The 25749-nt window shown below is 59.3% G+C and carries 27 protein-coding genes, 1 tRNA gene and 4 pseudogenes; 9 read left to right on the top strand and 23 right to left on the bottom strand.

Annotated elements, in window-relative coordinates:
* Positions 1–93 precede the first annotated feature (93 nt).
* Positions 94–960, top strand: coding sequence for a DUF937 domain-containing protein (locus G9X64_RS24185; protein ID WP_171377495.1), 867 nt, complete (start codon positions 94–96; stop codon positions 958–960).
* 264 nt (positions 961–1224) lie between these two features.
* Here G9X64_RS24185 and G9X64_RS24190 read toward each other — a convergent pair whose 3' ends face one another.
* Complete coding sequence (locus G9X64_RS24190; RefSeq protein ID WP_171377496.1) at positions 1225–1524, bottom strand: DUF1127 domain-containing protein; 300 nt, start codon at positions 1522–1524, stop codon at positions 1225–1227.
* Between the two features lie 214 nt (positions 1525–1738).
* On the opposite strand from G9X64_RS24190, the gene G9X64_RS24195 reads away from it, so the two are divergent.
* The gene (locus G9X64_RS24195) at positions 1739–2695 is read left to right on the top strand and encodes a LysR substrate-binding domain-containing protein (RefSeq protein ID WP_129418030.1); all 957 of its coding nucleotides are present in this window, start codon (positions 1739–1741) and stop codon (positions 2693–2695) included.
* Positions 2696–2699: 4 nt separating this feature from the next.
* Here G9X64_RS24195 and G9X64_RS24200 read toward each other — a convergent pair whose 3' ends face one another.
* From G9X64_RS24200 to G9X64_RS24210, 3 genes are all read right to left on the bottom strand, one after another.
* Positions 2700–3341, bottom strand: a complete 642-nt coding sequence (locus G9X64_RS24200) for a TetR family transcriptional regulator (RefSeq protein WP_168317448.1) — start codon at positions 3339–3341, stop codon at positions 2700–2702.
* Between the two features lie 278 nt (positions 3342–3619).
* Positions 3620–4036: an MAPEG family protein gene (locus G9X64_RS24205; RefSeq protein WP_168311473.1), complete on the bottom strand. Its 417-nt coding sequence runs from the start codon at positions 4034–4036 to the stop codon at positions 3620–3622.
* A 108-nt stretch (positions 4037–4144) separates the two neighbouring features.
* Entirely contained in the window at positions 4145–4900 is a 756-nt protein-coding gene (locus tag G9X64_RS24210) for an SDR family oxidoreductase (protein WP_171377498.1), read from the bottom strand.
* Positions 4901–4991: 91 nt separating this feature from the next.
* Here G9X64_RS24210 and G9X64_RS24215 point away from each other — a divergent pair, with 91 nt between their 5' ends.
* Entirely contained in the window at positions 4992–5909 is a 918-nt protein-coding gene (locus tag G9X64_RS24215; protein ID WP_168317486.1) for a LysR family transcriptional regulator, read from the top strand.
* Between the two features lie 8 nt (positions 5910–5917).
* On the opposite strand, the gene G9X64_RS24220 is transcribed toward G9X64_RS24215, so the two are convergent.
* The 3 genes from G9X64_RS24220 to G9X64_RS24230 all read right to left on the bottom strand — a co-directional run bounded on the left by G9X64_RS24220 (position 5918) and on the right by G9X64_RS24230 (position 9130).
* On the bottom strand, positions 5918–6472 hold the full coding sequence (locus tag G9X64_RS24220; protein ID WP_171377499.1) for a hypothetical protein: 555 nt from the start codon (positions 6470–6472) through the stop codon (positions 5918–5920).
* 2 nt (positions 6473–6474) lie between these two features.
* The gene (guaB, locus tag G9X64_RS24225) at positions 6475–7959 is read right to left on the bottom strand and encodes an IMP dehydrogenase (RefSeq protein ID WP_128440017.1); all 1485 of its coding nucleotides are present in this window, start codon (positions 7957–7959) and stop codon (positions 6475–6477) included.
* A gap of 178 nt (positions 7960–8137) precedes the next feature.
* Entirely contained in the window at positions 8138–9130 is a 993-nt protein-coding gene (locus tag G9X64_RS24230; RefSeq protein ID WP_171377500.1) for an MBL fold metallo-hydrolase, read from the bottom strand.
* Positions 9131–9390: 260 nt separating this feature from the next.
* Between G9X64_RS24230 and G9X64_RS24235 the strand changes: the two genes are divergently transcribed.
* Positions 9391–10815, top strand: a complete 1425-nt coding sequence (locus G9X64_RS24235) for a DHA2 family efflux MFS transporter permease subunit (RefSeq protein WP_171377501.1) — start codon at positions 9391–9393, stop codon at positions 10813–10815.
* 7 nt (positions 10816–10822) lie between these two features.
* Here G9X64_RS24235 and G9X64_RS24240 read toward each other — a convergent pair whose 3' ends face one another.
* The 4 genes from G9X64_RS24240 to G9X64_RS24255 form a co-directional block, all read right to left on the bottom strand.
* On the bottom strand, positions 10823–11206 hold the full coding sequence (locus G9X64_RS24240) for a VOC family protein (protein WP_171377502.1): 384 nt from the start codon (positions 11204–11206) through the stop codon (positions 10823–10825).
* Positions 11207–11335: 129 nt separating this feature from the next.
* On the bottom strand, positions 11336–12610 hold the full coding sequence (locus G9X64_RS24245) for an O-antigen ligase family protein (RefSeq protein WP_171377503.1): 1275 nt from the start codon (positions 12608–12610) through the stop codon (positions 11336–11338).
* 401 nt (positions 12611–13011) lie between these two features.
* Positions 13012–13719 (bottom strand): RlmE family RNA methyltransferase, encoded by a 708-nt coding sequence (locus G9X64_RS24250; RefSeq protein ID WP_171377504.1) that lies wholly within the window; start codon positions 13717–13719, stop codon positions 13012–13014.
* Positions 13720–13733: 14 nt separating this feature from the next.
* A complete protein-coding gene (locus G9X64_RS24255; protein WP_171377505.1) occupies positions 13734–15302 on the bottom strand; it encodes a Ppx/GppA phosphatase family protein in 1569 nt (522 codons plus the stop codon).
* Between the two features lie 242 nt (positions 15303–15544).
* Here G9X64_RS24255 and G9X64_RS24260 point away from each other — a divergent pair.
* Both G9X64_RS24260 and G9X64_RS37315 read left to right on the top strand, forming a co-directional pair.
* Positions 15545–15618, top strand: a tRNA-Gln gene (locus tag G9X64_RS24260).
* Between the two features lie 98 nt (positions 15619–15716).
* Positions 15717–15885 (top strand): annotated as a pseudogene (locus tag G9X64_RS37315) (pilus assembly protein CpaA); the annotation flags it as partial.
* A gap of 498 nt (positions 15886–16383) precedes the next feature.
* Here the strand turns inward: G9X64_RS37315 and G9X64_RS24265 are convergent.
* A complete protein-coding gene (locus G9X64_RS24265; RefSeq protein ID WP_171377506.1) occupies positions 16384–17142 on the bottom strand; it encodes a membrane-anchored protein in 759 nt (252 codons plus the stop codon).
* Between the two features lie 135 nt (positions 17143–17277).
* On the opposite strand from G9X64_RS24265, the pseudogene G9X64_RS24270 reads away from it, so the two are divergent.
* Positions 17278–17658, top strand: a pseudogene (locus G9X64_RS24270) (transposase); the annotation flags it as partial.
* 462 nt (positions 17659–18120) lie between these two features.
* On the opposite strand, the gene G9X64_RS24275 reads toward G9X64_RS24270, so the two are convergent.
* The 6 genes from G9X64_RS24275 to G9X64_RS24300 form a co-directional block, all read right to left on the bottom strand.
* The gene (locus G9X64_RS24275) at positions 18121–18417 is read right to left on the bottom strand and encodes a hypothetical protein (RefSeq protein ID WP_105009886.1); all 297 of its coding nucleotides are present in this window, start codon (positions 18415–18417) and stop codon (positions 18121–18123) included.
* A complete protein-coding gene (tnpC, locus tag G9X64_RS24280; protein ID WP_171377507.1) occupies positions 18417–20039 on the bottom strand; it encodes an IS66 family transposase in 1623 nt (540 codons plus the stop codon). The genes G9X64_RS24275 and tnpC overlap by 1 nt, the downstream gene beginning before the upstream one ends.
* Positions 20040–20102: 63 nt before the next feature.
* On the bottom strand, positions 20103–20450 hold the full coding sequence (gene tnpB, locus G9X64_RS24285; protein ID WP_003554417.1) for an IS66 family insertion sequence element accessory protein TnpB: 348 nt from the start codon (positions 20448–20450) through the stop codon (positions 20103–20105).
* Positions 20447–20815, bottom strand: coding sequence for an IS66-like element accessory protein TnpA (gene tnpA / locus G9X64_RS24290; RefSeq protein WP_138396816.1), 369 nt, complete (start codon positions 20813–20815; stop codon positions 20447–20449). Before tnpA ends, tnpB (G9X64_RS24285) begins: the two co-directional genes overlap by 4 nt.
* Before the next feature lie 95 nt (positions 20816–20910).
* Positions 20911–21255, bottom strand: a complete 345-nt coding sequence (locus tag G9X64_RS24295; RefSeq protein ID WP_171377508.1) for an O-methyltransferase — start codon at positions 21253–21255, stop codon at positions 20911–20913.
* A 213-nt stretch (positions 21256–21468) separates the two neighbouring features.
* A complete protein-coding gene (locus G9X64_RS24300; protein ID WP_171377509.1) occupies positions 21469–21849 on the bottom strand; it encodes a hypothetical protein in 381 nt (126 codons plus the stop codon).
* A 14-nt stretch (positions 21850–21863) separates the two neighbouring features.
* Here G9X64_RS24300 and G9X64_RS24305 point away from each other — a divergent pair, with 14 nt between their 5' ends.
* The gene (locus G9X64_RS24305) at positions 21864–22118 is read left to right on the top strand and encodes a DUF7940 domain-containing protein (RefSeq protein WP_171377510.1); all 255 of its coding nucleotides are present in this window, start codon (positions 21864–21866) and stop codon (positions 22116–22118) included.
* A 77-nt stretch (positions 22119–22195) separates the two neighbouring features.
* Entirely contained in the window at positions 22196–22534 is a 339-nt protein-coding gene (locus tag G9X64_RS36715; protein WP_376766411.1) for a lysozyme, read from the top strand.
* Positions 22535–22551: 17 nt separating this feature from the next.
* Here G9X64_RS36715 and G9X64_RS24310 read toward each other — a convergent pair.
* From G9X64_RS24310 to G9X64_RS24330, 5 genes and pseudogenes are all read right to left on the bottom strand, one after another.
* Positions 22552–22998: pseudogene (locus tag G9X64_RS24310) on the bottom strand (acyltransferase family protein); the annotation flags it as partial.
* 855 nt (positions 22999–23853) lie between these two features.
* Positions 23854–24228 (bottom strand): thermonuclease family protein, encoded by a 375-nt coding sequence (locus tag G9X64_RS24315; protein WP_171377512.1) that lies wholly within the window; start codon positions 24226–24228, stop codon positions 23854–23856.
* A gap of 63 nt (positions 24229–24291) precedes the next feature.
* Positions 24292–24884 (bottom strand): annotated as a pseudogene (locus tag G9X64_RS24320) (transposase domain-containing protein); the annotation flags it as partial.
* A 73-nt stretch (positions 24885–24957) separates the two neighbouring features.
* Complete coding sequence (gene tnpB / locus G9X64_RS24325) at positions 24958–25302, bottom strand: IS66 family insertion sequence element accessory protein TnpB (protein WP_171377513.1); 345 nt, start codon at positions 25300–25302, stop codon at positions 24958–24960.
* A complete protein-coding gene (locus G9X64_RS24330; RefSeq protein ID WP_171377514.1) occupies positions 25299–25649 on the bottom strand; it encodes a transposase in 351 nt (116 codons plus the stop codon). Before G9X64_RS24330 ends, tnpB (G9X64_RS24325) begins: the two co-directional genes overlap by 4 nt.
* Between the last annotated feature and the right edge of the window lie 100 nt (positions 25650–25749).

The raw sequence follows: 25749 nt of genomic DNA on the forward strand, positions 1-25749 counted from the left end.
TCCCTAAGTTCTTATGGCAAAAAGCCGTTTGCGCATTAGCATTTCAGGTTATAGTGACGTGACACGCGTCACGACTCGGGGAAAGGGACTTCCATGCTGCCACTCTTCGACATGATGATGCAGGCGCAGAACGGCGCAGCGATGGAGGCGATCGCCCGGCAGTTCAACCTTGCGCAGGAACAGGCGACGAAGGCGATGGCGGCGCTGATGCCAGCCTTTTCCGCCGGGCTCAAGCGCAGCACCAGCAACCCTTACGATTTCGTCGGGCTGATGCAGGCGGTCTCCTCCGGCAACTATGGGCGATATTTCGAGGATATGAGCCGGGCCTTCACGCCGGAAGGCATTTCCGACGGCAACAACATCCTCGCCCAGCTCTTCGGCTCGAAGGAGGTTTCGCGCGCGGTTGCCGCCCAGGCGGCGCAGATGACCGGGATCGGCCAGGACATTTACAAGCGGATGCTGCCGGTGCTGGCCGATACACTGATGGGCGGGCTCTTCAAGCAGACGACCGGCCAGATGGCCTCGCCGGTCAACCCCTTTGTCAACACGGCGATGGGCGAGACTATCCAGAAGTGGCTGGAAAGCACCGGCTTTGCACCGAAGCCAAAGACTGCCCCGGACCCCAGCATCTTCGACAATCCCTTCACGCAGGCGATGCAGCTGATGTTTTCGGAATCGAAGCCTGAAGCGACGCCTCAGCCGAACCCCTTCCTCGACAATCCCTTCGCCAAGGCCTTCCAGGAGATGATGGGCGGGCTCGGCCAGCAGCCGGGGGCCCCGACCAAGACCAAGACGCCGGAGGCGCTCAAGGAGGAGGCTAAGGTCAATGCCGACAGCTATACCGAAATGCTGAACGCCATGTTCGACAGCGGACTGGAAGTGCAGAAGAACTACCAGCGGAACCTGGAAGCGATCTTCGAAACCTATCGGCCGAAGCCCTCCTCGGAAACGAGCAAATAGCGCTCTAACGCGCGTCGCGATCTTTCAGATTCGCTTGCCACGATTTAGGTCCTTGGTTTCTCGCATGTCGCATCGCAAAACCGCGGCACACTTTTGCGCGACATGCTTTAGATTTTTTGCGCATGTCGTTATCGCAAAACCGCGGCACACTTTTGCGCGACATGCTTTAGCGCACAAAAAAACCCGGAGATGGCTTGGGAAAGCCGATCACCGGGTCAAGCGGCAGGGCTATTGGCTATCACCCTGCGGGGAAACTCGACGCTCCTACTCCTCGTGGGAGCGGAACAACGACAGGCGCCAGCGATTGCGTGCTGAGCGCGTCAGATGTTCCGACGGGTCCTCGAAGAAGGTCGACGCCAGGAACGCGGAGGTCAGGTCGGCCCGGGTAAGGCCGATATCCCTCAGCTGCGTGTCGTTCAGATCGCGCAGCGCGTTGATCTCCATGCGATTGCGGAACCCGCGAAAGAGGGAGGTCAACGGTGCGAGGCCTGCTGCCAGACGCTGGGGAAACGTCGGGGTGAGCTTGCCGCAGTCGAGTTCTATTGTTCTGTCTGTCATCCGCATGGGACTCTCCTTTCTTTCGATTTTCTTTTTAGGCGCACAACAACCCACCCCTCCCGCGAGGTCGCACGGGAAGGAGAAGGCTGAATTGGCTCGGACAGGCAGGGCGTCTGTCCTTCACTTTGCTTGATTTGCATCCCGAAGATGCCAAAGACCTATTGATCAGTCCAACGAATGTTTCTAATGATTATCATCAGCTATCTTTATGGGTGACAACATGTCCGCGCCTCTTGATCTCGACCAATTGCAGACTTTCATCGCCATCGTCGATTCCGGCAGCTTCACCAAGGCCGCTGACAGGGTCTACAAGACCCAATCGGCCGTCTCCATGCAGATGCGCCGCCTCGAGGAGCGCATCGGCAAGCAGCTGTTCATCAAGGATGGGCGCGGCAACCGGCTGACGGTCGAGGGCGAAAAGCTGCTCAACTATGCCCGGCGCATCATCCGCCTGAACAATGAGGCGATCGCGGCCTTCGACGACAACAGGCTGGAAGGGACGCTGCGGATCGGCACGCCGGACGATTATGCCGACCGCTACATGCCGGAAATCATCGGCCGCTTCGCCAAGACGCATCCGAATGTCGAGCTCTATATCGTCTGCGAGCCCTCGGTGGATCTTGCCGAGCGCATGCATAAGGGCGAGCTCGACATCGCGCTCGTCACCCATAATCCGCGCGAGCGCATGTCCGATGTGGTGAGAACCGAGCCGCTCTGCTGGGTGGGCTCGGCCAACCATCCGATCCGCGACGACGCACCGGTACCGCTTGCCGTCGGCCGGCGCGACTGCCAGTGGCGCCAGCTCGCCTGCTCGGCGCTCGATGCTGTGGGACGCGAGCACCAAATCCTGTTCACCAGCTGGTCCTGCACCGTCGTTGCCGCCGCCGTGCTTGCCGGCATGGCGGTTTCGGTGATGCCGGAATCGGCGCTGCGCACAGGCATGAAAGTGCTGAGCCAGGCGGACGGCTTTCCGACGCTGCCGCCGGTGCAGATCGGCATCATGAAGCGTCCGGGCGTTTCGCTCTCGCTGATGAATGCGATCACGGCGCATATCACCGCCTGCCTCGACAATATCACGCCCGCTGTCGTCGACGACAGCCTCGAGGCGGACGTCAAATCCGCCCAGGCGCGCCTTTATCCGCGGCTGAAGGCCGCCAATATGGTACCAAGCTGGTAAGAGCTCAAGCGGCGCGCGGCACCGTGGTGGCGAAAAGGGAGGCGCGGATGACGCGCTTCCACTCATCGAGCATACGCCGCGCCAAGGCCTCCTCGCTGACGGCGGCAAGCCGGATTACGGCGCCGATCAGGTGGCTGAACAGGTAAGTGCGCGCATACATTTCTTCGTCGCAAAGGTCGGGAGCCAGCTGACGCACGGCGTCATGGAAGATGCCGGCGACGCGGCCGCTATGCTCGATATTCAGCCGCAGCAGATCCTGATCGGTTTCCGTTCCCATCCAGACGCCGAGATAGACGGGATCGTCGTGGTAGGAATCGTAATACCAGTCGATAATGGCGCAGACGCGGTCCAGCGCCTGGTCGAGCGACCTGACATCGGCCAACATCGCCGCCGTCTTCGCCTGGATCGTCGAAGCATGCTGGTCGAACAGGGCTTTGACGATCGCCGCCTTCTCCGGGAAATACTGGTAGACCGAACCGATCGGCACCTTGGCGGCGATTGCGAGTTCCGTCATCCGCATGGCGCTGACGCCCTTTTCAGCGATGATCTTGGCGGCGGCGGCGAGAATGAGGTCCAGCCTCTGGATGCTGCGCTCCTGCTTCGGCTTCCTGCGCAAGCCGATCCGATCCATGCTTTCCGCGCCCATGTCGTTCCCATTCTTATTGTTCACGGCGGAAGGCATGTGCCGAACCACCGCGTCGGGCGGGTATGACATGCAAGCCTTCACCTGCCGTAAATGGAAACATTCGGATTTTAACGGTCGTCAAAAGCCTGTGAAATCAAGGCCTCACAACATATCGCGGCAATTGATGGAGCATCGAAAAGACCTCGACAGGTTGTGCCACGCTCCCGCAGAGAAGAGACAGTCATCGCGTTGTCGGGGATATAGAGCACGCCGTCCGATTGGCTGCGATCGATGCAGGTTCAGCCCATTGCCATCCAAACGGCGAGCCAGATCCACATGGCAGCGAGTACGACATAGCCTGCCGCAAAAAGCGGGCTGCGATAGCGCAATTCGTTGCTGCTGACGTGGACAGCGGCGTGAGCATAACGCAGGGCGACGAAGATCCAGGCAAGCCCGAGTGTGACGATATTGTCGGCGTCCGTGATATAAAGAAGAATGCAGCAGACATGGAAGAGCACAGGCAGTTCGAACTGGTTGGCGAGGCAGTTCTTGACGGCAAGGCTCTCGGCCGGTTCGCCGCGGTTTTCCCGATATTCCGATTTGTTGATCTTTCCGGCGCGGACCATTTTCGCGCGCCGAAGCCCAAGAAGCGCATAAAGACCGTAAACCAGGGCCACATGGGCGAAGAGTGGCCAGAAGATTTGATAGCCGGTCATATGGCTGTTTCCTTTCCGCTTTCGCATTCGTTGGGAGCAGTAGCCGAAAGGAGAAAAGGATACCAGCGTCGGCAGCCCGCCCTCAGAATAGCGGGCCGCCCGGTTTCATCAGACCTGGGCGCTGCCGCCATCGACGAAGAGTTCGGCACCGGTGACGAAGCTGGAATCATCCGAGGCAAGGAAGAGTGCGGCTGCGGCAACTTCCTCGGCACGGCCGACCCTGCCCATTGGCACCTGGGCCGCAAGATAATCAAGCAGGCCCTGCTGTTGAGCTCGGTCCTTACCTGCCAATTCGACCAGTCCAGTCGTTTCCGTCGGGCCGGGACTGAGCGTATTGATCCGAATGCCGCGATCCTTCAAGTCAAGGATCCAGTTGCGCGCAAAGCTGCGCAAAGCAGCTTTCGATGCGGCATACACACTGAAGGCGGGCGTGCCGGTCGAGCCTGCTGTCGATCCCGTCAATATGATCGATGATCCTCGGGCAAGCAGTGGCAGGGCCTTCTGCACCGTAAAGAGAACCCCCTTCACGTTCCGATCGAAAGTATCGTCATACTGCTCTTCGGTAATTTCGCCGAGGGGCAGCATGGACCCTCCACCCGCGTTGACGAAGAGCACGTCAATTCGCCCGGCCTCTGCCTTTACCCGTTCATAGAGTTGATCGAGGTCGGCAAGATTGGCCGAATCAGCCTGAATGCCGACAACCCCTCCGCCGATCTCAGCGATGGCTGCATCGAGAACAGCCTTGCGACGGCCGGTAATGAAAACCCGAGCGCCCTCAGCCACGAAGCGCTTGGCTGTTGCAAGACCAATGCCTGAAGTGGCGCCGGTAATGACCGCAATCTTTGCATCCAGTCTTTGTGTCATTCTCGTCTCCTTTGTTCGACTGGAGCTGAGATATGGACGGCGGCACCGTTTCGAAATAGAAAGAATTGAAAGCTATCGTTTCAGGAATGATATGACTAAATTTCCGGATTTCGAAGGCCTGGCGATGTTTGCAAAAGTCGCCGAGGAACGTTCTTTCGCGCGGGCTGCTCAAACGCTTGGGGTGTCCGTGCCGACCGTTTCGCGTGCCGTCAGCCGGCTTGAGCACAGGCTGGGCGCAAGGCTTTTCAACCGTACTTCGCGGCAGCTCGCGTTGACGGATTTTGGCCTGCGACTGATCGACAGCGCCGCACGGATCTATGCTGAGGCCGAGGCAGCAGAAGACACAGCCCGGGAGCTTGCTACCCGGCCGAGAGGCCTCATCAGGCTAGCCGTGCCGATGGCCTTCGGCACACGCTGGCTGGCGCCGATCCTGCCCGATTTTTTCGAGCTCTATCCGGACATTTCCATCGACCTGCATATGAGCGATGCCGTCGTCGATATCGTGGGAGACGGCTTTGATGCGGCGCTCCGAATTGCGGTATTGCCGGATTCATCATTGGTCGCGCGCAGGCTCACGCCGGTGGATCGCTTCATTCTCGCTGCATCCGCCTACATCGATCGACATGGCGCGCCTGAACACCCTCGCGACCTGGCTGCTCACCATTGCCTCGGATACGCCTACAGACCGCGCCAAGACGTCTGGCGCTTGCGTAACAGTGAAGGTAAGGAGGAGGTCATAGTGCCAAGTGGTGCGCTCAGGGCCACCAATTCGCAAGCCTTGGTACCGATGGCGCTACGCGGCCTCGGGATCATCGAACTACCGGAATTTCTCGCGCATGACTATCTCATTGACGGCCGGCTGAAGCCAATCCTTTCCGGCTGGACGCTGCCTGCCGGCGCACTATATTTCGTCACCCCTTCTGCTCGGAGCCGACCTGCGAAGGTCGAGGTCCTTTCCGATTTCATGGTGACAAGACTTTCAAATCCGGCCTGGCGGTGGAGGGGATGACAGCCGCTTCAAGGTTCACGCGAAGAGAGCCAGCGGGCGATGGCAAGCCGGGCGATGAGGATGAAGCAGATGGCGAGGCTTGCGAATTTCAGCCGTGTCATCCACGGCAGCAGCTGCGTCGCAAGCGTTGAGGGCGCACCGTCGCCGAAGGCGACCAGGCTCGAGATGTTCTCGCCGTAATCGGCTATGCCGTAGATGAACGGCAGCAGGTAGATCGCTTTGCCAATGACCGGATGCACCGATTGGCCGAACCACGCACCGACGGGACCGAGCTTGAGAAAGGCGAGGAACAGCAGCGCCGTCAGCAAGGCCGGAAAGATCAGCTCCGGCCCGAAATACATGGCGCACAGCAGCCTGGTCGCCGTCTCGTTCTCATCGAGCAGCTTCTGCATGTGGAATACCGCCGACTCGTCGTAACCGGCGAAATAGGTATCGAGCACTGCCTGGCCGGTTTCGTGCTTGAAGGGAACGACGAAGCCGAATGTCGTCCAGGCGAGCACGGCGAGGCAGAGGGCTGCGAGCAGCGCGACGACCCAAAGAGGAATCCCGCTGCCTGCCTTCATGATCAGAGGCCGGCGCCTGGATAGTTCGGGCTCTCGCGGGTGATCGTCACGTCATGGGCGTGGCTTTCGCGAAGACCGGCACCGGAGATGCGCACGAAAGTGGCCCGCTCCTGGAAATCCTTCAGATCCTTGCCGCCGACATAACCCATGGCCGCCTTGAGACCGCCGGCGAGCTGGTGGATGACGCCCGAAACCGGCCCCTTGTACGGCACCTGACCTTCGATGCCCTCGGGCACGAGCTTCAGCGTGTCTCGCACCTCGGCCTGGAAGTAACGGTCGGCCGAGCCGCGGGCCATGGCGCCGACGGAGCCCATGCCGCGATAGGCCTTGAAGGAACGGCCCTGGTAGAGATAGACCTCGCCGGGGCTTTCATCGGTACCGGCAAGCAGCGAGCCGATCATGACGGCGGAAGCGCCGGCGGCGATCGCCTTGGCAAGATCACCGGAGAACTTGATGCCGCCATCGGCTATGACGGGCACGTCCTGATCATTCGCGGCCTGCACCGCCGACATGATCGCGGCGAGCTGGGGAACGCCGACGCCGGCGACGATGCGCGTCGTGCAGATTGAACCCGGACCGATACCGACCTTGACGGCATCCGCGCCAGCATCGATCAACGCCCTGGTGCCGTCATAGGTGGCGACGTTGCCGGCCATGATGCGCACCGAGTTGGAAAGCTTCTTGACGCGGGTGACGGCATCGAGGACGCGCTGCGAATGACCGTGGGCGGTATCGACGACCAGAAGGTCGACGCCGGCCTCGATCAGCCGTTCGGCGCGCTCGAAGCCGTCATCGCCGACGCTGATGGCAGCGGCGGCGCGAAGCCTGCCCTGCGCATCCTTGGACGCGTTCGGGTTCAGCTGCGACTTCTCGATATCCTTGACGGTGATGAGGCCGACGCAGCGGCCCTCGGTATCGACCACCAGCAGCTTCTCGATACGATGCGAATGCAGCAGGCGCTTGGCCTCCTGCTGGTCGACGTTTTCCTTGACGGTGACCAGATTGTCCTTGGTCATCAGCTCATGGATCTTCTGTTCCTGATCGGAAGCGAAGCGGACGTCGCGGTTGGTCAGGATGCCGACGAGGCGGCCGGACTTCTCGACGACAGGAATGCCGGAAATGCTGTAGGATTTCATGAGCCCGAGCGCATCGGCAAGCGTCGCATCGGGGCCGATCGTCACCGGATTGACGACCATGCCGCTTTCAAACTTCTTCACTTGCCTGACCTGCTCGGCCTGCTCGATCGGCGTCAGGTTGCGATGAATGACGCCGAGGCCGCCGGCCTGGGCCATGGCGATCGCCAGACGGCTCTCGGTGACGGTATCCATGGCTGAAGAGATGATCGGGATGTTGAGTTCGAAATCCCGGGCGATGCGGGTGGAGATGTTCGTCTGGCCGGGCATGACCTCGGAATGTCCCGGCTGCAGCAGCACGTCGTCGAAGGTAAGCGCGTCTGCGCCGGTTGCCGTTTCAATGATGCGTGCCATGGCCAAATTCCTTCATTTAATAAAAATGCGACCCTGCCCGGAAACGAATCGTCCGCCCCGGCGGTCTGCATGGGTTGCTTGGAAGTTGGCGAGGGCTGGTAACACGTCTATGACAGGAAGGAAATAGCAAAAAGCCCGGCATGGCCGCCGGGCTCGTCATGGCAGCCATGCATCTCGCTCAGATGTCGAATTGATAGGTCTTCGGCACGAAGCGATAGCCGCCATCCTGCTTCTCAGCGAAGCCGACAGCTGGGAACGGCATATGATAGCCGAGGAAGGCGATCTTATCGGTCGCGATCATCTCGAAAACCTTGCGGCGGCTGGCCGCCGCCTGCGCCTTGTCCATGTCGAATCGCACTTCCCAATCCGGGCGAAGCAGCGACAGGATATAGTGGTTGGCCGTATCGCCGGCCAGCACCAGGCGCTTGCCCTCGGATTCGACGTGGAACACCATATGTCCCGGTGAGTGGCCGGCCGCCAGCATCGCCGTCATGCCGGGCGCGACGCTATCGCCATCCTTGATGAACGTGGTCTTTTCGGCGAGCGGCGCGACATTGGCGAGCACCGCCTTGTGGCCGCCTTCGGCCGGCGTGCCCTCGCGGGCCTTGTTCGACCAGAAATCATATTCCGCCTGGCCGACGACATAGCGGGCATTCTTGAAGGCAGCCGCGCCGTCTTCCATCAAGCCGCCGATATGATCGCCGTGCAGATGGGTCAGCGCCACGATGGTGACATCCTCGGCCGAATACCCCGCCGCCTTCAGGCCTTCGGCAAGCTGGCCGGCGCCGCGTGCTCGGCCCGCCGCACCGAAGCCGGTATCGATGAGGATGACATCGGAACCGGTATCGATGAGAGCCGGCGTATAGCCGTTCAGGAACTTGTCAGCCGGCAGGAAATTTGCGGTGAGCAACGCCTTGACCGTTTCGGGATCCTGATTGGTGCCGAAGGTTTCGTAGGGCTTTTCTGAGATGTTGATGCCGTCGCGGACGACGGTGAACTTATAGGAACCGAGCTTAAATTGATCGATTTCGGGCAAAGGCGTTCCATCCATATTTCTGTTTTCTACCGTCGCAGCCGCCTCGGCCTTATCTCTAAAAGTTGCCGGCGCCGCAGCCAAGCCAAGGCCTGCGGCAAAAAGCGTGCGTCGCTTCATTCGCGTCGAAATTGTCATATATCCATTCTCCCATGGCGTGCGGTGTGCCGCCGCTCGGCCCCAATGACGTTTCCGGCCGGATTTCTTGCCCCGGCTGGGTAAACATATGTCAATGTTGATAGGCGAGGTTGTCGGGCAAGCCGTCTCACGCAGACGTGAAGCAAACGTGTCATCGACCCGAATTGTGGCCCGGATTAAGGGATTGGCAGAACCCGCAGCTGGGACTAAACAGCACCGGCCTTCCCCGCTCCATTCCGCGCCCATCAAGGCTCCCGCCTATGAATCGCATCGTCCCGCTGATCCTTGCCGTCGCCCTCTTTATGGAACAGATGGATTCGACCGTCATTGCGACCGCGCTGCCGGCGATCGCGGCGGACCTCAATGTCGGGCCGATCACGCTGAAGTTGGCGCTGACCTCCTACATGGTAGCGCTGGCGGTGTTCATCCCGGTCAGCGGTTGGATGGCCGACAGGTTCGGCGCCAAGAAGATCTTTCGCCTTGCCATCTCGGTCTTCGTCATCGGCTCGATCTTCTGTGCAATTTCGTCCAACCTCGTCGAATTCGTGTTTGCCCGCTTCCTGCAGGGCATGGGCGGCGCGATGATGACGCCGGTCGGCCGCCTCGTGCTGGTGCGCACGACGAAGCGCAGCGATCTGGTCTCGGCCATGGCGCTGCTCACCATCCCCGCACTTGTCGGCCCGCTCACCGGACCGCCACTCGGCGGCTTCATCACCACCTATTTCAGCTGGCACTGGATCTTCCTGATCAACGTGCCGGTCGGCATCATCGGCATCTGGCTTGCGACGATTTTTCTGCCGGAAGTGGAAGCGACGGCACCGCCGAAGCTCGATTTCACCGGTTTCGTGCTGACCTCGCTTTCGGCCGCGGGTGTCGTCTTCGGCCTGTCGGTGGTCAGCCTGCCGGCCCTGCCCCCGATCATCGGCGTCACCGCCACTCTGATCGGCCTCATCTGCGGCGTCCTCTACGTGCACCATGCCAAGCGGCATCCGGCGCCGATCCTCAACCTCAACCTGTTCAAGACCCCGACGTTTCGGGCCTCCACCTTGGGCGGCACGCTGTTTCGCATCTGCGTCGGCGCCATGCCCTTCCTGACGCCGCTGATGCTGCAGCTCGGCTTTGGGCTGACGCCGTTTCAATCCGGCCTCATCACCTTTGCAGGCGCGATCGGGGCGATCACCACCAAGTTCATGGCGAAGCGCGTCTTCGCGGCCGCCGGCTTCCGCACGACGCTGCTCGGCGCCGCCATGGTGACGACGCTCGTGACTGTCGTCACCGGCCTGTTCACGCCGTCAACGCCGCATCTTGTCATCATCGGCGTCCTGCTGCTCGGCGGCTTCTCCCGCTCCTTCATGTTCACCGGCGTCAATGCGCTTGCCTTCGCCGACATCGATGATGCGGAAGCGAGCCAAGCGACATCGATGAGCTCGGTGATGCAGCAGATCAGCCTGGCGCTTGGCGTCGCGCTCGCCGCCGCAATCCTGGAGAGCTCGATCTATTTCCGCGGCGAAGCGCTGCAAGTGGCCGATTTCCACCTCGCCTTCTACATCATCGCCGGACTGACCGTCATTGCGTCCATTCCCTTCATCCGGATGGACCGCAATGCCGGTGCGCTCGTTTCCGGCCACCGCTTGAAGACGATGACGGCAGCAACTGTTGAAGCCGAACAGCACGCGGTGAAATAGGCAGCCGCTACTCCGGGCTTTCGCAGACGGCGGAGAGCTTGTTGCCGTCGAGATCACGCACATAGGCGGCATAGAAATGGGCATGGTAGGAGCGCAAGCCGGGCTCGCCCTCATCCACGGCGCCTGCCGCGATTGCCGCTGCATGGAAGGCATCGACAGCTGCTCGCGTCTCGGCTGCAAGTGCCACCATGGCGCCATTGCCTGAGGTCGCCCGGCGGTGATTGAACGGCGTCACCACCCAAAAGCGGCATCGCGTATCGCCCTCGGCGGAATAGCCTATTTCCTCTTCGGAAGAGCGCTGGCGGCGATAGCCGAGGGGAGACAGCACGGCATCATAAAAATGCCCTGCGCGATAGAGGTCGTTGGTTCCGAGCGTGACGTAGAGAAGCATTGGATCAGCAGCCCACTATCCTCAAGCCGGCTATCATCCGACATGATCGGCCCAAAGATCAAGCTTGCTGTTCAGGCTTCGGCCTTACGCCCTTTGAAGCCCTTGGCCTGCCACCCATGTGCAAGGCCATCAGCTCGAAACAACGGGCGCAAAGAGTGTGCTGCCTCGATCCGTGCAGATCAGGGCGACCATATAGGCGAAGATCGGATCCAGAGCCTTCTGGTTAAACATGATGCCAAAGCTGCCGGTTATGACGTAGCTGCTGAAGAGCAGAAGTGCGAGCGCAATCGCCAGATCGCGGCCCGGCCCGGCTTCTTTTCTCCACGCGCCGATCACCGGGATGAGCAGCATCAGCGAAAGCGCCGCGATGCCGAAAACACCGGCATCGATTCCCGCAGTCAGAAAACCGTTGTGGACATGTGTGAAGGACAGCTGCGGCCGTATGTTATCGGGCAACTCTGCCAAAACCGAAGTCATCCGGTTTTGCGGGCCGTAACCAGTCAACGGGTCCTTACTGATTGCCGACAGTGCACCCTTGTACAAAGCGAACCTCGCGCTAAGCGAGGTGATCTCACCGTCGGTGCGTTCGAGCGATGTCAGATTTTCCTGAAGCTCCTGAATGCGATGAAAAACCGGGCCGCTACCTAAGGCAACAAGGCCCACAAACAGCAAGGAGCCGGTAATGGCGAGGCTGCGCAAGCTCAGATGGAAGCCGCGTTTGCGAAAAAACCAGAGAAAGATGACGACATGGACGGGAATGACCAGCCAAGCCGAGCGCGTTCCCGACAGCAGAACGCAGCCGAGACCCGCGGCATATCCCAAAATCGCGATCCTTTGCTCCACGCCTTTGGGAGATTGAAGGTTGAGGAGCGCAATGCCGCCGAAGAGAATGCCTATGATCCCCAGCAGGGCAGCGTTCGTAGCCCCGCCCTCCGCCCGGTCCATAAGAAACGCGATCTGCAGGAGACTGAGCAGAAAAGTAACGATCATGCCGATCCCTGCGCCGAGGATGAAGAGCGGCACGAGACGGCCATCGGGAGATTGGCGCATCCGCGGCAATACCAGCCAGATCGAGAAGAAGGGCAGGAGCCGGAATATCCAGTCCGATACCTCGGAGTAAGGCGGATTGATGAAGATGCTGGCGATCATCACCAACGGGTATATCGACATACCGACGGCAACCAACCGGTCGGATCTCGACAGGTTCAAGGCAAGGCGACCTGTCGCCAGGGAGTAGGCGCCCCACAGCATCGACGCGAGGAGGATGAAGGAGTTAAAGTTTGGGGAAAGCCCTGGAAGGATTGCAAAGAGGAAGACGGCAATGCGGTTGTTTCGGTCGAGTGCGCTTACAGCCCCATTCCCGGGATAAAGCGCTTCTATCATGAGTTGTTTGAAATATTTCATCCTACCGGCCTGACCCTATCGGTGCTGACTCGCTAAGGATCGCGAAGTCGGCTGTCAAGCCGCGATAAGGGCGAAATCCATGGCCTTATTCAATGCGGCATTCAGGCAACGCATTCCGAGTCGCCATAGCCCTTTTTAAACAATGTTGAACGATGCGACGCAAGGAGTTGATCGGCAGAAAAACAGGGCTGACGTGCAGGCTGATTTGATCTCTGATCGGCATGGCTAGCATGCGAGACACCGTTGTTCGAGCGCGGTTAGCAGCTAGCCTTGCCTGATGGACACGACCGAATGCACGCTAGGGCATGCCTATGTCCCACAAGACGTGGATCGACTTGAGATCATCCGGATCTAACTAGGATCGCCATCATCGGACAAGAGTGGCCCGAAGATCAAGCTTGCTATTCAGCTTCGGCCTTGCGCCCTTTGAAGCCCTTGGCCAGCAGGAACATCTCGACCGATTCGGCGCGCGACGAGTTCGGTTTGACATGGACGACCTGGCGGAAGTTCTGCTTCAGCATGGCGAGCAGCTCACGCTCGGTGCCCCCCTGGAAGGTCTTGGTGAGGAAGTGCCCGCCTTCCTGGAGCACTTCGACGGCGAAATGTGCCGCGACTTCGCAGAGATGCATGGTGCGCAGATGATCGGTGCGATGGTGGCCGGTGGTTGGTGCAGCCATGTCGGAGATGACAAGATCGGGTGTGCCGCCGACGGCCTCCAACAGCTTTTCCGGCGCACTGGCATCGAGGAAATCGAGCTGCAGGATCTTGACACCGGGCAGCTGGGTCATTTCAAGGAAATCGATCGCAGCCACACGAATATCATCATCCGTCGAGCCGGTGACCTTGGCGGCGATCTGCGACCAACTGCCGGGGGCAGCGCCGAGATCGATGATGCGCCTGGCGCCGCGCAGGATGTGGTGTTTCTCATCGATCTCCAGCAGCTTGAAGGCGGCACGAGCGCGATATCCCTCAAGCTGGGCGCGCTGCACATAGGGATCGTTGATGTGGCGCTCCAGCCATTGGCGGGAGGAGGCCTTCATCTTCTTGTTCTTGACGCGCTGGCCGAGCTTGCGGCCGGTGCGGTTTCCCGCGATCGGTGCCTTGGTCATGCCTTTTCCTTATCTCACGATCTCACGCGCTGGCCACGGCGGTTGCGGTTGCGCCGCCACACGCCGTCATCGGCCATCATGTCGGTGAGCAAGCCTTCCCTCAAGCCGCGATCGGCAACGCGCATGCGCGGGCTCGGCCAGCGGCGGCGGATCGCCTCGAGGATGGCGCAGCCGGCGAGCACCAGATCGGCCCGGTCAGGCCCGATGCAGGGATTGGCGGCGCGGCTTGCGAAATCCCAGGAGAGAAGCTTTGCCTGCATGGCGGAGACCTCATCGTCGGACAGCCAGATGCCATCGACCTTGCGCCGGTCATAACGCGGCAGGTCGAGATGCACGCCGGCAAGCGTCGTCACCGTGCCCGATGTGCCTATCAGGTGAAAGTCGCCGGTCTGGGCGACCTCAATCTCCGGGCAATCGAAGCTTCCAAGCATGCCTTCGACTTCGCGCACCATGCCTTCGAAGGCCTCCGGCGTGACGTCGTGCCCGCCATGGCGCTCCGACAGCGTCACGACGCCGACCGGCAGCGAAGTCCAGTGGGTGATGTGATTGGCAAGGCGGCTGAAGCGATTGTCGCCGATACGGATGACGGCGATCTCCGACGAGCCGCCGCCGATATCGAAGAGCACGACGGAGCGCGTCTCGCGACCGACCAGCGAGGAGCAGCCGGAGACGGCAAGCCGCGCTTCGGTTTCTCGATCGATGATTTCGAGCGCGAGGCCGGTTTCGGCAACGACGCGGCTGAGGAATTCCTCGCCATTGACGGCCTGGCGGCAGGCTTCGGTGGCGATCAGCCGCATGCGGCGGATCTCCCGGTTCCTGAGCTTGGAGGCGCAGATCCTCAACGCTTCGATCGCCCGCTCCATCGCCTCGTCGGACAGACGACCGCTGGCCGCAAGGCCTTCGCCGAGGCGCACGATGCGGGAAAAGGCGTCGACGACGCGAAATTGTCCCGGACGGGTCGGCTGGGCAATGAGGAGACGGCAATTGTTGGTGCCGAGATCGAGAGCGGCATAGAGCTCCTCCGGCCAAGCATGCTCGCCGCCCTGGCGATCTCCCTGATGCGCGGGATAGATATGGCTTTCCTGGCGGCCCCGGCGGTTGGCGCTCGCGCCATTCGATATTTCACGCAGTTCGGCCCTGAGCACCGTTTCTTCTGCGCGGCTTTCCTGCTGCTGGGTACCTGATGGTTTTGCCGGTGTCAGCGGCCGGCCCTGCAGACCGCGCTTGCCGCGGTGTTTGCGGCGGTTACGACGGCTCGGCGTTGAATCGCTATCGGAGCGGACAGCATTGCCTGCCGCTGCCGTCTGTTCCATGGCCTGGGGGAGAGGTGAACCGTCCTGCACAGCACCATGGCCGCCACGACGGCGACGCTTGCGCTTGCGGGCCGGATTCCCGGCTGCATCTTCCATCGGGCGCGCAGGCTGTCCGGCACCGCCGGAAGGCTCATGCGAAGCGGTATGAGCCGCGTTGCGGGATTGCCCGCCACGCTTGCCCTTGCGGCGCCTGGACTTCTTGCCGTCCTTGCGCCCTGCCGCCGACGCCCCGTCAAATTGCAGCTTTGCGCCGCCTTCGGGGTCTTCCACGTTATTTTTCCACCGCGCCGCGCAAGTCCTGGGATATGCAGCAGGCGCTCATTCGATTTTTGCGTTGCCGCAAGAATATCAGCGCCCGCCGAAAACGACAAATTCTTTTTTGGACAAGGGATTTGCGGCGGTTTCAACGTTCTGCGGCAGCACCGATTTTTTTCAAAACAGCTATTTGCAATCCGCCGGCTTTTGGTTATAAGCGCCGCACAGCAGCCGAGCCACGCTTCGACGGCACCTGCTGGGGAATAGTTCAATGGTAGAACGACGGACTCTGACTCCGTTAATCTTGGTTCGAATCCAGGTTCCCCAGCCAATTCTCAGAAAAACCCCTTACTTCCTTGATTTTCCAGTCGTGCCGGATATCGTTTTTGGCATCATCGGCACCCTGACGTCCAGAACTGTACCCCACAGGTGATGCTCACGGTTTTTGAAACCGGGGCGGCGCTCTTTTGCTCCACTGGGATTGGGGGGCGGCCCCCTGCCCTTCGCCCCGGGAATCGGCGTCTTCGGCGCCGGCGATGCCAAACTTTTCCTGCCGATCGGTCTTTTCATCGGCTGGAACGGCATGCTGCCCTTCGCCATCTGCTCGGTCGGCAGAACCTTTTTTTGAAACCCAGACCCTCGGCCTGCACGAACACCCAAACGGCGCGTCGCTCGGTTTTGATGCCGCGTTCGGCCAGTTCGCCACAAGACCCCCGCGTCGTGAACGGGCTGGATCGGCAACGTTGGCGCAGCCAGTCGGCCCGTTCGCCGGACAGGTCCGCTGCTTGCGCCCGCCGACGCGACCCCCCGTCAGAGCGCCGGTCTTGGCAAGCCGCTTCTTCCACTTCGAAGCACAGGTAGGGGGCGATCGCAAGTGCGGCTGCGATCGATCGTATCGTTTCTCCGGCATTCAAGCGCGCTATCCCTGTTCGCGAAGATCTTCAGAATATGGTTGCGTCATCTCTGCCGGCCATCCTTTAAAAATCGAAGTGTGCTCTAAAGATGTCATGGCGTTGTGTTCTTTGGCAGCTTGCAACTGAACCGGTCATCTCGATTGACAAGCCGGGGAAGATCGCTGTTGTGAATTGTCGGTTGCTTATTGCGCCGCCTTGGACTTCGGTTCTTTGTCACCCTGCCAGAGCGGCAGGCCGACTTCTTCCGAGACCTGCGGATCGGCTGTGTAGATGGGATAACCTTGCCTGAGCAGCCTGATCAGGATTTCCCGGTCGAAACGAGTATGTTTGCGGGTCAGATTGGCGCTGTTGTATATGTGGCCGTTCGAATGAGGATTGATGCCGGTTATGATGACCGCGCTTGCATCGCTGTATAATGCAAACAACACTGCGATCATTCCGTTCGAGCACTTGGTTTCGGCATCGAGCTCAAGGTTCACCAGTCCGCTGGCTTTGTGCATCAACGCTATGCGCTGATAGCGGCCCACGAGATGGAGATCCCGGTAGCAATAGTTGAACGAGTTCAGATTGTTTTTCACGCGCGCCTGGCGTTTTTGACCCCGCCGCCAGGTGAGAACGTAGAGAGCGCCGGTGCGGTGCCCGGTGAGAACGCGCCTTGTCTCCACCGCTGCCGCATTGCCGCCCTGGAGCTCGTTGAAGCCCATCAGGGTGATGTCGGGCGCATCGATGCCCCAGGCATGGACAGCTATTTGCGAGGCGTTCACCGAAATGATACGATATGTTTCATCGAAGCCGACGGGCTTGTGGGAAACGGGTGCCGATCCGACGACCACGACAGGGCCGGCAAATGGTACACTGGTTTTCGGAGGCTTGGGCCTTGTCACGGTATATCTGATGCGGCGGTAGATGATTTTATGCATCTGCGCAAGCAAATTTGGCATTCGAAATATCACTCCAGCTCATGCCCAGCCTGAATTATCTCAATGTAAGAGGTGAACCGGCCCCAAGAACCTGAGAACTCCTTTTGTAGCAAAGATTATCAGACTGCAAGACGGGGTCCGATGTAACTACACTGTATCGCGACGCCGCTCGTATTTGAATGCTTCGACGGCCACAAAGTTGTGGCTGGTCTCGATGGCGGCGCGGTCACCTCGGATGCCGGCGCGCTTTTGCTTCGCCATGTCGACAAGTCATTGGCCTGTTCGAGCGGATGGCGGCGTGCTTTGTTGACGCCGCGCTGCGGCTTGCAAGGTCCACAGTGCGCACACGCTGGTCAGGCAGCGCATCGCGGCGCTCGCCTTGGGATTCGAGCAAGTCGACGACCATGACAGGCTGCGCCATTCCCGGTTCTTCGGCTTCTGTCGCAGAGCCTGACGCTGAAGCGGCCCGACTGTGCGGTGTTGGCCGGCAAATTCACCTTGAACCGGCTGAAGCACGGCCGCCTGGGGCAGCCGACGTGTCAAAGCTGGTTAGATGCGCGACGCTGTCAGCCAGCAGTTAGAAACGTGACACTTGCGCTCACCACGACGGTCGTGTGAGCCACCAGAGCCACCACCGGGGCTGCCCTGTGCTTCACGGCAGAGTGAGGCTTTGGTGGCGCCCGGCGCTCAAACGCGGCTGAAAATCGAGAAATAGTTAAAGTTCGATTTTGGAGACCGGGAAAGGATGTCCGATGGCGTATATCGATACGATGAAGTTGAAACTTCCTTCACCATTCGTTCGACTGTCGGCTTTCGGACGTCAACGATAATGGTCTTTGGCCCAGGCAGCATGTCGAATATGTCGACGCAAGCAGCGTCAATGTATTTCTCCCCGCCCAATTCCAATGCAGGCCCGTCTATAAGCACGAAATCCGCGGCAACCGTTGGGCGATCGATATAAGACGCCGTCCTCGCTACAACATCGTAACCGCCCGATTGCTACCGCCGAGATTTTGCTTTGATGCGAGCGACGAGCAGCTCGTCGTCAACAAAGCTGTCGAGGAAGTCGTTCCATTCTTGGGGTGAGCGGCGGGCATCTTTGAGCATCTGCTCCAATTCGTCCATGCCGTCGTCTGTCAGTGCGGTCACCGATTCGTCGTCTCCGGTGTACACGGAGATGATGCTGCCGTAGCTCAGATTATCATCGTTGGAGACAATTGCCTGAAGAAGCTCCGGGTCCTCTTCGAGGATTTCGGCAACAAATTTGATCGTACGGACGTAGGTGACTGTCGCCATCAGGCTGCCTTCGCGTCGATTGTGGTGATCGCCGACCAGTTCCACGGAAGCAATTCGTCTAACCGATTGATCTTGTGATCGTGGATGCGATCGAGCACGTCTGCCAGATAGGCCTGCGGATCAAGACCATTCATCTTTGCCGTCTCGATGATCGTCATGGCGCGTGCCAAGGTCTCCGCTCCCGTATCGGCTCCCGCGAAGAGCCAGTTCCGTCTTCCCACGCCTATCGGACGCAGTGCCCGCTCGGCGGAATTGTTGTCGATCGCGACGCGGCCGTCGTCGAGGAACAGACAGAGTGAAGACCATCGGCTCAATCCGTAGCGGAAAGCTGTCGCCAGATCGCTTTTGCCCGGAATGCGCGTTAGTTGAGCTTCAGCCCAGTGGCGGAATGCATCGACCTTAGGCTTGCTCTGGGTCTGACGCGCGGCAAGCCGGATCTCAGGAGGCTGCCCATTGATGCCACGCTCGATGTCGTAAAGCGCTCCGATGCGATCGAGAGCCTCTCGCGCGATCTCGGACTTGTTTGATGTCCAGATATCGTGGAAGTCTCGTCGCCAATGAGCCCAGCAGGCGGCTTCCTTGAAGCGAGATTCTCCCTTTTCTCCAGGCGCGTATAGCTTGCCATATCCTTTGTAGCCGTCAGCCTGAAGGATGCCGCTTGATTGCTTGAGGTGGCGGTGGACGTGCTCTTCTTTCCAGTCAGGAGCAAAATAGTAGACTGCACCGGGCGGGGAACTGCCTGCCCATGGACGCTGATCGCGGACATACGTCCAGATCCTGCCCTTCTTCACACCCTTGCCCAACCCCTTGTCTCGCAGCGAGCGATCCAGCACCCTGATCGGGGTATCGTCCGCATGAAGCAGGTCACTTGCCATGACCGCCGTTTCGATCCGCTCGATGAGAGGCTGAAGCACCTGCATGGCGCGACCACACCAATCAACCATCGTGCTGTCGGGAATGTCGGCGCCCATGCGGGCGAAGATCTCGTTCAGACGGTACAGTGGCAAATGGTCGTCGAACTTCGAGACCAGAATGTACGCCAAGAGGCCAGCGCCGGCCATGCTGCCCGGTATCGGGCGGCTGGGTGCTGCCATCTGCACCATTTTCTCGCAGCAGCGGCAGGACTTCTTCAGTCGAGAAACTTCGATGACTTTCATCTGCGCGGCGATCATGTCGAGGATTTCGCTGACGTCCTCACCGACAAGACGCAATTCACCTCCGCATTCCGGGCAGCAGGAGCCAGGATCGAGCTCTCGGCGCTCGCGAACCGCCTTGTCCGAGACGCGTGGGCGCCGGCGCATGATCTTTTCAGATGTATCCGCCAAGGGAACAACAGACGCCGCCTCATCAGGTTCATCGATTGGCGCCGTACTGCCTTCAGCGGCGGCGATCAACAGATCCTCAAGCGCTAGTTCCAACTGCTCGATTTCACGCTCAATCTTTTCGGAGGACTTGCCGAAGACCTGTTTCTTCAGCTTGGCAATGCGCAGCCGCAGCGTTTGGATTAACTGATCATGCGCTTGCAATGTGGCCGACATCTTCGCGTTTTCCGCCTGCAAAGCGGCAATCATTGCCTTGAGAAAGGCTGGATCGTCCGGAAGATTTGTCGTCGCGCTAGACATGATCCTGACTACCACGAGCCAGGATAAATTTCCATAAAAACCAGTGGTTTCAGTGGGATAAAATCACCCGACACGGGCCGGTGGCGCACCCCAATCAGGACGACGCCAATCGATCCCTTCCCACAACATCGCCAGTTGGGCCGACGTCAGCCGGGCAGTCCCGTCGGATGCCGAAGGCCAAGGAAACCGCCCCTTCTGCAAGATCTTGTAATACAGGCAGAAGCCCTGGCCATCAAAATACAGCAGCTTCAAACGATCGCCACGCTTGCCGCGAAAGGCGAAGACCGCGCCGCCAGTCGGCTTCTGACGCAAAACATCCTGCGCAAGCGCGGCAAGGCCTTCTACTCCCTTGCGCATATCCGTGATCCCGCACGCAAGATACACCCGAACGCCGGTCCCAGGCCCAATCATGCTGCTTCCACTGCCCGGATAATCTGCGTCAGGACATCGGGAGCCATAGAACTCTCGAAACGAAGCGTGCGGCCGCAGATCAATCGTAGCTCAATCATCCCGGAGCAGCTCTCCCTCAATTCAGGGGCATCGTTCTGCACGGCATTCAGATCGACGGGAATGAACAATGCATTCGAAGACACCGGGAGCAGCCCCTTCTTCTTGAGCTCGCTACGCCAGGCGTATATCTGCTGCCGCGTTACATCATGACGATGAGCAATCTCTGTGATCGTGGCTCCAGAAACCCCAACCGACATGACAATTGCAAGCTTGTCTTCTTCGCGCCACCGCCGTCGACGTTCCTGCCCAAGAATTTCAACGCGCATCGCAATCCTCGCCTAAGACACGTCGCTAACGACGTCGTTAAACACGTGTCTTAGGCCATCAGGGCGCTAGGCGGCAGGCGGTTCCAATCGGGCGGTTACACAACATCGATATGCTTATTTCGGACATATGGAGTGACGGCGTCGGCCACGCCAAAGCTGTTCAGCATCGACAAGGTATTGTCGAGCGACTCCTTGCTTTCTTCTATCGTGACGAACTTCGCGTTGTTTCGAGACGCGTAGCGGGCGCAAACTATTGTCGATGAGCCACTGCCGAGTTCCAGAATTGATGCCGGTTTTAAGGATTGAAGCAACCGATTCAATGAAACAAGTTTGTACGCCTGCATGCGCGGCGCGAGACCACCGCCAGAGTGAAAAGCCGCTAGCACTTCGTCCGCAAATTTGTACTCGTCCGGTGCAGTAGCCCTATCTTCTGAGATCACGCGTTCGAATTAGCAGAGTTCGTCAAACCCAGCCTATGTGCGACGTTGCGCAGAATCCCCAAAGTCTCGTCCTTATTAAGTTCAATGTTCATCGGCGGAAATCGTATATAGGCTAACGAACAGTACGGCAACGGCACGATCAGTAGCTACAACCCTCATCTTTGTTTTAGACAGGCCGGATCGAGGGACCGCGCCTGAAGCGACGATCCTTCCTTAGCATTTCACGTAAAGAATGTAGCTCCGGGCAGGGCGACCCTGATCGGATGTGCTGGTCTCGATCACAGATTCCTTAATGATGCGACCGGCAGGGCATCGCTTCTTCAGATAATTAAGTGCATGGCGTTCGCGGTCTTCTTTGTCGTCCGGATTGTACTCGACGTCAGGTGTGTTGCTCATTTGCAGAGCGTGGTCCGCTCCGGGGACCGGAACGGGGGCTACCTCCATGTCGCCGCTCTGCGTCTGGCACCCTGCCAGCGCAACCGATAGTACCAGTACAAGAGCCTTTGCCTGCATGAACGAGTCTCCTTCCCCAAATCGGTTGTAGATCAGGAAAGCATTTAGAAACAAGCGCGCCTCGTCGGCCACCACCCACAATCTGGAGTTTATCCATGCTTGTCCATAATTGGCGCGAGGTGCTGAAACGCGCCTGGAGCGTGCGCCTCATGGTGCTCGCTCTGCTCTTCATCATCATCGAGCCGATCTACACCTCCGTGGCCGCCACCTGGGTTGCGAAGAACATCTACATCCAACTCGGAATGTCGGCGCTCACCGGCCTTTTCGCCGTCTCTGCGATCATCGCCCGCATCTTCGTCCAGCAAAAAGCTTCAGGAGACCTGAATGGCAAGCCGCCTCAAGAAGGGTAGCGCGATCGCTGCCGCATGCATCGCTGTCGTCAGCACCTTCGAAGGGCTGCGAACCGTCGCCTACCGCGACCCGCGGCATTCCGACGGTCTGCTTCGGCGAGACGCGCGGCGTGAAGATGGGCGACAGATTCACCATTGCTCAATGCAAGGACATGCTGGGGGATGGCCTGAAGGAGTTCGAGATCGGCATGCGTGCCTGCATGAAGCAGCCGGATCAAGTGCCGGCCGGCGCATATGTCGCTTTCCTGTCCTTCACCTATAACGTCGGCACCGGCGCCTTCTGCAAATCCACACTGACCCGCAAGCTGAACTCTGGCGATGTCGTCGGGGCCTGCAACGAGCTGCCGAAATGGGATCGCGCCGCCGGCATCCGCCTTCCTGGTCTGACGAAGAGGCGCACCGCTGAAAAGATGTAGAACTGCTCTTCAACGGCCAAGCTCCAAGTATGAAGCAACGGTTTTAGAGCGGCGGCGGCATCGAAATAGCCGGCTTGCTTCCAGAAAACGAGGTTGGATACGAAAAGTGATACGCCGATCAGACCTTCAGCAAAACCTTTCATGTCCATCGGAAGAAGTGAAAGCCAAGCAAATGGAATGCTCGCTGCCATGACCAAGAACAGGGCCGGCAGGATCCGTCGTGCCCTGCGCTCGTAGAACTTCGTGAACGAAAAAGTGCCGTGAACGAGATCAGGATACATTATCGACGTGATCAGATACCCACTGATAACGAAGAAAACGTCGACCCCTGCAAAGCCACCGTGAAAAGGACCGATTCCTCCATGGAAAAGCACTACCGGCAAGACGGCAACTGCCCGTAGGCCATCGATCTCCGGACGATAGTTCCTCTTGCTCATTTGATACTCTTGGAGAAACACAGTCATCTGCTACTGGGTGCTCTCTCACCGTGTTGAAATGAAAAAGTCAACCTGTCGAAACGAATATAATTGCGGTACCTAAATTGTTAGGCGCACCAATCTGCCGGGGTCCGGGCCACCGTTGGCGGCCGCGCCGATGTTCTCGTTATGTTCTGGTCACGACAGATGAGTCGATAGTCATTCTAGGCAAGTTCCTTTTTAAGGCTGTGCTGATGTCATGGCCGGATGAAAAAAGCCGCCGCGCAAGCTCCGCAGCCGCTGCTCGGTGACGCTGACGCACCGCTTCGCACATGCGTCTTACAAGGGGCTGCGAGAGGCTCAGGACCACGCAGCGGTTTATGAGATAGAGTAGGACCTCGCCACTCTAGAACTCGAACGTGTCCGGCTTGTAAGCGCGACGAAACTCTGCGTCCCACGGATCGAAAAATTTCTCGCCCTTTGGAAGCGGTGGCTTGGTTTGCCGCTCGTCTTGGTCTCTGTTTTGGTCTTTCGAATCGTTCATAGTCACCTTCTACCGAGGTGAGGCGGATGCGTCGACCGTATTCCGAAACACGAATCTGCGGCTTTGGATAAAATGTGTGATGGGCGGAATGCCGCAGGAGCGCTGAACGAACCCGCGTTCATCAACATTGTCGAGAAGCTGGGTTGTTCCAAGCCTCTGCCGCCCGTCATGTCTGGTGTTCACGTTGCCTGGCCGCGTCGCTGAGAAATGGTTGCGTTTTGCTCGTGGCGGTTGCTCTGCATTTTGGACAGAAAATCTGCGTTGATGCGAGATCATGAAGAACCGTCGGCTTGACACCGCAGCATCTATTCAGTTGCGGAGTGGTGTCGTCGATCCTCGTCGGTCGCCATCGCATCAGTTTAACCGCACCAGTCGTTGCGCTGGCGCGGGCTCCACGTGCAAGCGAAACCCTCGCGAAGGAGCTTATTCCCGATCTCTTCACCGTTCGTTCGATAGACGTTAACGAGATGTCGGTGCGATTGCGTACGGTCCACCGAGCCGCTGAACACGACGCGCAATCCCTTTTCAGCCAAAAGCTCTTTCAGCCTGCCCTTGGCGATCAGCGCCAGCTTCCGTTCCTTCATGCACTTCGCGTGCGATCCGATCTCCGGCGTATCGGTGCCCGAGGCGAACGGAACACCTTCTCCCAGCAGTAGCATATTCTGCCCATCGCATTTGATCGTGTCCCCGTCGACGGCCGTCAGTGACGCGCACAGGATCAAACCTGCAATCATTGCGTCTTTCCCTTATCCAACTCTGCAGCCTGGAGTTTTCGTCTCAGCTCCTGCTCCTGTTCATATGACTTGTGCCGGAAGTGCTCCCAGCACCACCATCGAACAGGTACCGCCTTCGATGACGCCGTCTTCGTTTTTGAAGGCATATTTCGGCCGCCGAGTAACGATGACGCGGAACTTCGCCGGCACGACGTCCAATCGCTCCGAGACGTCTTCTCCGATCAGCACCTTCTGCTTGCCAGCGTGTTCGGGCAGTTCATCTGGCTCGATCACCACTTCGATCCGTTCCAGATGAGGTGCAAAGCCCTTGCGCAGCCGGGGCGGACGTTTGCCATCGGGATGGTCGGCACCCTTGTTCACCTGGGCTCGGATTGCAGCGATGCGGGTCTCGATCTCCTCGAAGACAAAAGCCTGCTGCTCATCATCGATGCTTGGAGAGCCGAGCTTTTCCGATCGCCGGCCGAAGCGGGCCCGATCGAAGGCTTTCAGGATCTGGGTCAGCGCTCGATGCGTTCATCGGCATCGGCGTTTCTGGCCTTCAAATCTGCGACCTCGCTCTCGAGAGCATCGGTGCGCGCTATCTTCTCGGCCATGGCAAGGACCATGGTTTTCAGGGTCTCTACATCATCTGGGAGCTGTAGATCGGGCGGCGTCATGAGGCCTACCAGAGCATATTTTGCTCCGGTTTTCCTGCCCTTTCAGGCGGTTGATTCACTTCGCCGCAGGCATTTACCCAACAATCTCAGGCGGCTTCACCGCCACAGAGCGGACCCGTTTCCAGTCCATGCCGTCAACGAGCGCCATAAGCTGAGCATGATTGAGCAGCACCCGGTTGTGGCCGATCCGCGGCCAGCAGAACTGCGCCTTCTCTAGCCGCTTGGAATAGAGGCAGACCCCTGACCCATCCCACCAGACTATCTTGACCCGGTCTGCGCGCTTCGCCCGGAAGACATAAAGCGAGCCGTTGAACGGATCACTGCCGGCATCGCGCACCAGCGACAGCAAACTGTCCGGCCCTTTGCGGAAGTCGATGGGATGGCTGGCGAGGAAGACCTTTACACCCGCGGGGATCATGCTGAGCGAACCGCCCGGATCACGCGCTGCAGATGCGCCTCGTCGACATGCCGGCCCACCCGCACGACGATATTGCCAATCATGATCTCCACGATGGGGTCGGGGTCGGATACAACGCTCTGCGGATCCATTGTCGCTGCGGCTTGCCCAGGCTCATCACTTCCCAGGAATTCTCTGCGCCAGCGATAGAGCTGAGACGGAAGTATCCCGATTTGCCGCGCAATTGCAGAGACGTTCATACCCGGCTGACAGGCTTGCTCGACCGCTGTGGCCTTGAACTCATCAGACCAGAACCGCCGCAACTGTCGCGGCGAGCCGTCAAGGCGCTCGGGCACCGCCTCGATCATCCGCATCAATCCAAGGCTAGCCGCAGGTCTAGACATAGATCCTGACCTGCCACGGGTAATTTCCTCCAGATTGCATTAGAGTCCGGCCCATCAAAGGACG

The sequence above is a fragment of the Rhizobium sophorae genome (genome assembly GCF_013087515.1).
GTDB lineage: Bacteria > Pseudomonadota > Alphaproteobacteria > Rhizobiales > Rhizobiaceae > Rhizobium > Rhizobium sophorae.